The organism is Bacillus sp. IT-79MI2, from assembly GCF_949768135.1.
Classification (GTDB): domain Bacteria; phylum Bacillota; class Bacilli; order Bacillales; family Bacillaceae_G; genus Bacillus_A; species Bacillus_A pseudomycoides.
Genome location: NZ_CATKPV010000091.1, coordinates 1 through 7,987 on the forward strand (window position 1 = coordinate 1; position 7,987 = coordinate 7,987).

At 32.1% G+C, this 7,987-nt stretch carries 7 protein-coding genes; 4 read left to right on the forward strand and 3 right to left on the reverse strand.

Annotation, left to right across the window (positions count from 1 at the left end):
• The first annotated feature begins 603 nt into the window (after positions 1-603).
• From ACM6HU_RS22850 to ACM6HU_RS22865, 4 genes are all read left to right on the forward strand, one after another.
• Positions 604-804: a DUF3955 domain-containing protein gene (locus ACM6HU_RS22850; RefSeq protein WP_016115613.1), complete on the forward strand. Its 201-nt coding sequence runs from the start codon at positions 604-606 to the stop codon at positions 802-804.
• A gap of 423 nt (positions 805-1,227) precedes the next feature.
• Positions 1,228-2,148: an ABC transporter ATP-binding protein gene (locus ACM6HU_RS22855; RefSeq protein WP_016115614.1), complete on the forward strand. Its 921-nt coding sequence runs from the start codon at positions 1,228-1,230 to the stop codon at positions 2,146-2,148.
• On the forward strand, positions 2,141-2,878 hold the full coding sequence (locus tag ACM6HU_RS22860) for an ABC transporter permease (protein WP_016115615.1): 738 nt from the start codon (positions 2,141-2,143) through the stop codon (positions 2,876-2,878). Before ACM6HU_RS22855 ends, ACM6HU_RS22860 begins: the two co-directional genes overlap by 8 nt.
• A gap of 83 nt (positions 2,879-2,961) precedes the next feature.
• On the forward strand, positions 2,962-3,561 hold the full coding sequence (locus ACM6HU_RS22865; RefSeq protein WP_016115616.1) for an undecaprenyl-diphosphatase: 600 nt from the start codon (positions 2,962-2,964) through the stop codon (positions 3,559-3,561).
• Positions 3,562-4,020: 459 nt separating this feature from the next.
• On the opposite strand, the gene ACM6HU_RS22870 is transcribed toward ACM6HU_RS22865, so the two are convergent.
• From ACM6HU_RS22870 to ACM6HU_RS22880, 3 genes are all read right to left on the reverse strand, one after another.
• Positions 4,021-4,697 (reverse strand): IS6 family transposase gene (locus ACM6HU_RS22870; RefSeq protein ID WP_375337748.1). Its coding sequence is split into 2 segments (ribosomal slippage): positions 4,021-4,163 and positions 4,163-4,697, totalling 678 coding nucleotides; the frame shifts between segments, so codons are not numbered across the junction.
• 342 nt (positions 4,698-5,039) lie between these two features.
• Positions 5,040-5,684 (reverse strand): hypothetical protein, encoded by a 645-nt coding sequence (locus tag ACM6HU_RS22875; RefSeq protein WP_003204295.1) that lies wholly within the window; start codon positions 5,682-5,684, stop codon positions 5,040-5,042.
• Positions 5,685-5,786: 102 nt separating this feature from the next.
• A complete protein-coding gene (locus ACM6HU_RS22880) occupies positions 5,787-7,439 on the reverse strand; it encodes a pyridoxal phosphate-dependent decarboxylase family protein (RefSeq protein ID WP_414848472.1) in 1,653 nt (550 codons plus the stop codon).
• Positions 7,440-7,987: the final 548 nt, after the last annotated feature.

Below are 7,987 nucleotides of genomic sequence, written 5' to 3' on the forward strand. Positions count from 1 at the left end.
AAATTATCATATCTTAATACGAAAAAAGAGGAGGAAATAATATGACAATCGCAACGGCAGTTTTATCATTCTTAGGTGGAATCATCCCATTAGTAGGAGAGCTTTTAAAAGCAGTAATGTAAGTTCATTATTCCGCAATTATTTATAAAAATTATCATACAAATGATCTGTATATCAAAGATGAATTGATGTGCAGATCATTTGTGTGAGCAAAGTCCCTTTAGCATTATGAAGGGACTTTTTTAAATTTCTACATACTTGAGGTTCCGTCACATCAACATCAAGTTAAAGCACTTTTAAAAATTAGTTTACTTTCAAAAAAATGATTTCATTAGTCTTATCCGGCTGTACCCCGATTCGGCAGGCCGAATACAGACCTTGGGCTTTGCCCAAACCCACTGGGGAACTCTTCCCCAGGCCCCCTTCTAAAAAAAACAAAAACGTGGAATAAATAGCTGTTCTCCAGTGAACGCTTCGTTTCCTTACATATTTGTAAGCTTTTTGTCATGTATTTAGATAGTAACGAATGTATAACAATATTATATTTAATGAGCAGTATTAATAGTGTACATAAAGAAATCATTTAAATATGGAGGTTTTAAAATGAAAAAATATATTTTAACTTTACTATCTTTACTTATAGGAATCGGGTGTTTAGTTAGCCAAAATATCATCGGATCTACAGTTGCACCAAATGGTACTCTTATCGAAACATTTTATCTAATACCAATCGGTTTTTCATTTATAGCATTAGCTTTAATTAGTAGCGCATTTATTGGGTTCAGAAAACCGATAAACCAATAATAACATTTGACTGGAAGTCCAATACTCATATATTAGTAAAAGTAGAGTGGTTCAACTCGGAGGAAGGCACCTTAGGGTGTCTTTTCTTTATGGTGTCCTGCCGATAAAACACGGATATCGTATACAATCCGAGTTTTGTTGATGGCACCCCATGCCCATCAAGCTAACATTTTGAAGGGCCCCAAAAACGAAAAAAATGAACTTTGTTGCTATAAAAGGCACAAAATTTTCGTTTTGGGGGTATTATGTGATCTTAAGTTGATGGAGATGTGGTAATACCCATCTTTAGATAAACAGATCCTTTTTTTTAATAGGTATTCTTCTACTTCTTAATTAAGAAATAGTTAAGAAATAGTTAAACCCCATTTAAAAATTTTTTCCCATAATAAAATTATAGACACACAAGAAAGTTGGTATTTTCACATGAGTACAATAATAAAAACCGTAAATTTAACGAAGTTATATGGTAACCAGAAATCAGTTGATAACTTGAATTTAAATGTACATCAGGGACAGATTTATGGATTTATTGGCCGAAATGGTGCGGGTAAAACAACTACTATCCGAATGTTATTAGGATTAATAAAACCTACAAGTGGAAAAATCGAAATATTCGGTGAAGATTTAGCGAAAAATCAGAAGGAAATTTTAAGAAGAATAGGTTCAATTGTTGAAGTTCCTGGTTTTTATGAAAATCTAACCGCAAAGGAGAATTTATTAATTAATGCTAAAATTATCGGATTGCATAAGAAAAATGCGATTGAAGAGGTATTAGAAATTGTGGGACTACAACATGAAACGAAAAAACGGGTAGGAAAATACTCTTTAGGAATGAAGCAACGGTTGGGAATTGCAAGATCTCTTCTCAATTATCCTGAATTATTAATATTAGATGAACCGACTAACGGCTTAGACCCAATTGGTATTAAAGAAATGCGAAAGCTAATTAAATCTTTAGCGATGGAAAGAAATATAACGATATTAATTTCTAGCCACATTTTAGCTGAAATCGAACAATTAGTCGATTATATGGGGATTATTCACGAAGGAAAACTATTAGAGGAAGTTGCTCTTGATACACTTCGAAAAACAAATCGTCAATACTTAGAATTCCAAGTAAATAATGACAATAAAGCTGCGATGCTGTTAGAAAGTCAATTTCATATCTCAGATTATGAGGTTCATAATGAAGGAAACATTCGTATCTATTCTCATTTTGGGCAACAAGGAAAGATTAATAAAGCGTTTGTCCAAAACGATATTGAAGTATTAAAAATTATGATGAGCGAGGATAAATTGGAAGATTACTTCACCAAATTGGTTGGGGATGGAACAATTGGTTAATTTATTATACACAGAACTATTAAAATTAAAACGGTCTTATATGCTTTTGATTAGTATTATGGGGGCAACGGTAGCACCTTTTATGGTAGTAGTAGCTTCATATATAAGCATAAAAACAAAACATCCTACTCCAACTATTGTGTTTGAACAACTGTTTAATGAAGTCACTTTGTATACTGTTGTAGTGATTGGAGTCCCCCTATTTGGAGTCATCACCGCTTATCTTTTTAATCGTGAATATGCAGAAGACACATTAAAAAATTTATTAACTATTCCTGTATCACGCATTAAATTCCTTATAAGCAAATTAATAGTCTTATTCTTATGGATTATGCTCTTAATTTTGGTTGCTTGGGGACTAACTGTCATTTTCGGTCTATTAGGACAGTTTAAAGGTCTTAATTCATTATTATTAATAAATTCCTTAAAACGACTTCTTATAGGTGGGGCATTTCTTTTTATTCTATCAACACCAGCCATATTTATAACAATTGTATTAAAGAGTTATGTACCAACTATGGTATTTACGATTGTAATAGTCTTATTAAACTTAATGACGACAAATTCAAAACATAGAGGATTGTTTCCATGGCAAGCAGCAGGAGATATTTCAAGAAATACGCTTCTTCCCACTTACCCTCCCGAATATTCCTATATTGTTATTTTTGCAACATCTTTCATTGGATTAATAGCAGTAATTACATATTTTAAAAGGGTAGATATTCACTGAGGAATGTAATATTTGAAACTACCTAAGGTTTGAAAAACAACGAAAAACTATAGAAATATACGCAATTAAGGAGAGATTTGAAAATGTCTTTTTCTCAATTAAATATTGATGCTTTTCGAGCTATCAATGATTTAGGTAAACAATATTCGTTTCTAAACTCAACCATGATATTTTTGGCAGAATATATGGTGTATTTCTTAGCTTTAATTATTGTAGTGTATTGGTTTACTCGATCTAATCAAAATAGAATGATGATTGTTCAAGCGATGATTGCTTTTGTGACTGCTGAGATAATTGGAAAACTCGCAGGAAAATTTCATTTGAATTATCAACCATTTGCAGTATTACCTGATGTTAATAAACTTGTCGATCATGCAGTAGATAATTCATTTCCTAGTGACCATACGATTCTATTTTTTTCAATTTGCTTTTCATTTTGGCTTGTTCGTAAAAAGGCTGGATGGTTATGGCTTGTGCTTGCATTCTGTGTAGCTATCTCTCGTATCTGGGTAGGCGTTCATTATCCTTTCGATGTCGTAACGGGGGCTTTATTAGGAAGTATTTCAGCATTATTTTCGTATTGGTTAACACCGAAAATTACATTTATCAAAGAATTACTTAAACTTTATGAAAAAATGGAGCAAAATGTCTTACCATCCAAAAACAAATCGAAAGACTTTTAAGTATATGTAATTGTAAAAAGAATTGCACATTATAAAAATCTAAAATAAATAAAGTAGGATATTGAAGAGTAAACATACGATAATGGTATATGATTCAGGATTCAGTCATCAGCAAAGATTATGTAAAAAATTAGCCGATTCCCTGTACGTTAAGGAATCGGCTAATTTTCGTCCAAATTGTGTCTAAACGTACATTGATTAGAGTATTATGAAGAGAGGACTGTTCGTTCAATATAGGGACGAATATCCTCTCTTTTTATAGATGTTAGAAATATAAACAGTAGCTTACATATTTAGTCTAGTTCGTATATTATGTAGCTACAACGCCGTCTCAAGAAGTTGGAAGGTGGGAACAGGCAATTACGTGAGCAATTAAAGATTGCTTACGCAGATATTTATAAGGGTTCTGTTGCAAAGTTTCCGAAGACATAAAGAGATGGGGAATATTGCGGACCAGTTTTATGAAACTATTAATAATTCATGTAATGCGTTATACGTCGAAAAAACGAAGTTTGGTTGAAGACTTCGCTTTTGCTTGTATATGGCATGAACAGTTTCTATACCTTTGAGGCATGGCGAAGACTTTGAAAGCCTAAGGAACGGGAAAATCGACGTTTCACATGTCGATGATCTTGCTCGATGATATTATTGAGGTACTTTATTGTACGATGAAAGGTATTTTTGTAAAGACCTATCTCCTTTAATTTTTTGAATGCGGAAGCTAAAGAAGGAGCCTTATCTGTCGTCAGAACCGTTGGTTCTCCAAAAGTTCGAGCTAGTTTTTTCATAAAAGCATATGCTGCTTGTGTGTCTCGTTTTTGACGAAGTTGAATATCAAGTGTTTGTCCCTCTTTATCAATTGCTCGATATAAATAACACCATTTTCCTTTGACTTTTATATAGGTTTCATCTAGTTTCCAAGATAAGTGTACGTGCTTCTTTTTCTTCTTCCATATTTGATAGATCAAGTTACCATATTCATGAACCCAGCGCATGATGGTTGTAGGATGAACTGAAACACCACGTTCTTTTAAGATTTCAGATACATCACGATAGCTTAAAGAAAAACGGCAGTAGTAGCCGACAGCTACTAAAATAATATCTTTTTTGAATTGTTTTCCTTTAAAATATCTCATCTGTGATTCTCCTCGTTTTCTTTTCCGAAAGTGTAGCTTAGTTTAGAAAACTTTGCAACAGAACCAAAGGAAATATGTCAGATTACAGGAGTGAGTCAGGCCGCTCTATATCGTAGATTAAAAGATCTTGAATAAAGTTCTTTTTTAGATTTGTAATTAAATTCCAGAGTGTCCCATCATACCCTGAATCGTTTCCGTACCCCCATTACAAAGAAAAAGACTCCTCAATTCGAAGCCTTTTTTAGCTGCTATAAAAGTATGGGTATACTATTTGAAAAGTAATAATTTAGGATTCATGCACATATAGGATAATTTTTTTCGAATTTATAGTCGTTCTAAAAATTATATAGCTTTAATGACAAATTGAGATTGAGGTATATATAATAATTGAGCTGTTAAGGAAGTTGTTGTGTTAGCAAAAGGCAATGATTCCTTATAAGGAAATTTATTATACACTATTTCATTAATCTCAAAAGTCTTATACAATTTTTTAAGGATTTTTTGAGAAATTTTATTTGTACAAGCAGCAATAAAATCAAAATCTCTTGTACTTATTTCTTGAATAGCATGTGAAATAAGAGTAGTGACTACCCCACTGCCCATCCAATCTGGATGACAAGCGCCCATATCTAGATAGACTAATCTTTCTTTATCTAAATTTGAAAACTCAATTGATTCCGTCTCTAAAGTATCTAAGAGTAGAAAAATGGGATCCATTTGTGGACACAGTTCACTCGCTTTATCTTTATCTATTAATGGTTGGGTTACTTTTCTTGTTAAAAGAACACCAACAATTTGAAAGTTTTCTATTGCTACAAATGACATAGATTGAGATACAGCTTGTTTTACCATTTCCTCGCACATTTTGTGAAAAGGAGCAAAAGGAATTTGTAAACTGCTTACAAGAGGTTCGTTATTCACAAAAGAATGTGCAATTAAATGTGCTGCATCTTTCACGTGGTGTGTATCTAGTAGCTCTATATTCATATATTTTTCCTCATTTCTTAATATAGATAGTGATTAAAAGGGATTGAAAATTTTATTTAATGTAGTTAAGTTTAAATATTAAAGCGCTAACAAATAAGGTTATTAAACATATGAATAAATCTGTTTAGTAGCAATCGATACATGTTTATGAAGAAATGCTACAATCTCATCTAAACATTCAACATTTGTATATGGCGAGATAGAAAAGAATTTTAATGTAGAAATTGGTTTTCTATCACAACTGTTTATTACATCTACTACACAAGAACGAGTTGTATCGCCAAAGAATATTTGATCACGATTTTTTCCTAGGTAATTAAATAGTTCTATATTTAACCGATTTGTATCCTCAATCTCTTCTTGTGTTGCGAGACCTGTACGCTCCTTTTCCCAATTTACCTGGCCATCTCCATTCATATAGAAACGAAATGTTGTAATTGGTCCATAAGTAAAATCATTTGTTATTGCTATTTGAGGAAGAGCCTTGCGCAATTTCTCCCTAAATAATAGATTTACACGAACATAATTTGCTAATAATTTTTGATATCCTTCAATTCCAAAGGCTAATAAATTTATATACATCGGAATAGAACTACCAGCTCGTGAACATTCTAAGGTATAGCCTGTATGATAACTGCCATATGATCTATTACCAAGATAAGGTGTGTCATTTTGTTCGATGTCCATAAGTTGTAAGTCAGTATGATTTTTCACGATTAAAATACTTGAAGTATAAGGTGTTTGTCCTAATTTATGAAAATCAAAACATACACTATCTGCAAGAGACATATATTGCATTTTCCCTTGAACGAGTTGTAAGGCATCTTTCACATTAGGTTCAAATGAAAGTGGATTTTCTTCAAAGTTATAATTATTAAAGAAACCATAGAATCCGCCCATTGCAGAATCTGCATGAATATAAATAGGTTTTAATTTATATTTTTTCTGTATTGATTCAGCACTATCTTTAATTTTTTCTATATCATCAATTGTAAATGTATCTGTTGACCCCATAGTAGCTAGAATATAAAGGGGGATACCTCCGTTTTCAATAACATTTATCATTTTATCCTCTAAATCTTCTATATCCATAGAATTTGTATAAGGGTCAGTTTTCACTTTAATTAGGTGATTTGTCCCAATGCCAGTTGCTTCAGCTGACTTTAATAAACTATAGTGTGCATTTTCAGAAGCAAAGCAATATACATTTTGTGGAACACCGTGTTCCTTTGCTAATGGAAATTGTTTAGCAATTGCTAAACGTAAGCTTGAAAATACACATCCTTGTCCACCCCATGTTGTATAACCACCGCTATTATGCGGATTATAACCGATCAGTTTTGAAAGCATGGATACAACTTTTACTTCTGCTTCAGCTGCCCCAGGACCATATACATCCCAAACGCCATTACCATTTAAAAGCGCCATGGTTATTGTACCTAATAGTGATGGAATACTTGGTAGTGGTACAGCGTTAGACAAATAATATTTATTTGGATAAGGATGACCATTCATAAATTGGTTTAGTTCTTCCATAACCTCAGACATAACAATTCCAGCCAGTGGTATATGACTTTGGTGAATTAAGTTATTGTAATATCCATCTGATTTTTCCTCACAGTTACCTAAAGATGCTCGGTCTTCATTTTTTAATCGGCTAAGATTTTCAACTATTTTCTGCATAGATTCTAAAAAAAGTTTTTGTTTTTTTTCATTTCCATCAGCGCTCGGAAATAGATTCAAAATATCTTGCATGTGGTCACTTCTCCTTGTGAAAATATGGATTTTTATTTTACCTAGTTAAATATACGAGTGAAATGATTTGTGTTTATCCTTTAGAATGTGTATGAATCAGGAGCTATTTAGAAAAAAATGTAATTCCATAGAAAATTATATGAATTCTGGAATTTAAAGTAAAGGGAAAATTTTTTGATTAATTTTAAAAAGTAATTGCGATATAATGAAGTTGCTAAAAATTTTTCTGAATTAATTATTTATTCTTCAGTATTACAAACTTCATTAAATTTAAATTGTGCCCTAGCAGATATTCAAATAACGTAATAGATATTTGAATATAATGAAAAACGCCTTATAATGTAGTTTAAGGTTCTGTTGCAAAGTTTCCGAAGACATAAAGAGATGGGGAATATTGTGGGCCAGTTTTATGAAACTATTAATAATTCATGTAATGCGTTATAGGGGTCACCATACATATCCATCAACTTAAGATTTTGAAATACCCCAAGAACGAAAATTTTGTGCATTATGCTTGTTTTTATTGTTTTGAGGTAACCCGTTCTATT